Source organism: Dellaglioa sp. CoH-55-MRSF-6 (assembly GCF_056782215.1).
The window spans coordinates 1-278 of sequence record NZ_JBXAYJ010000036.1 but is presented as its reverse complement, the minus strand read 5'-3'; the positions used below and the strand labels follow the sequence as shown (position 1 = coordinate 278).

Sequence of the window (278 nt, the reverse complement as noted above, 5' to 3'; positions counted from 1 at the left end):
CCAGATTAACGGCGCTAGCACCAAGGTAACGGCCTACGTGGATAGCATACTTCAGTTCACAGGAACTTATAACTACGCGCAAGCCGCTCAGGCCATTACCCAGCTATATGTGTCCACCGGCAAACAGGCAGCAAACGGTGCAGCTTCATATTTGGATGACTTCATTATATGGGACGGCTCTGGCACCTCATTCAACACGTTCCCGATTGGGCCACGACGTATCGGGCTCATGAATCCGAACGCGGCGGGAGACAGCACGCAGTTCACCCCCAGCACAG

At 54.3% G+C, this 278-nt stretch carries 1 protein-coding gene; it reads left to right on the top strand.

Features of this window, described 5'->3' with window-relative positions; all coding sequences use genetic code 11:
• A partial coding sequence (locus AC1RPK_RS07700; protein ID WP_481769346.1) for a hypothetical protein occupies window positions 1-278 on the top strand: 278 nt, incomplete at both ends.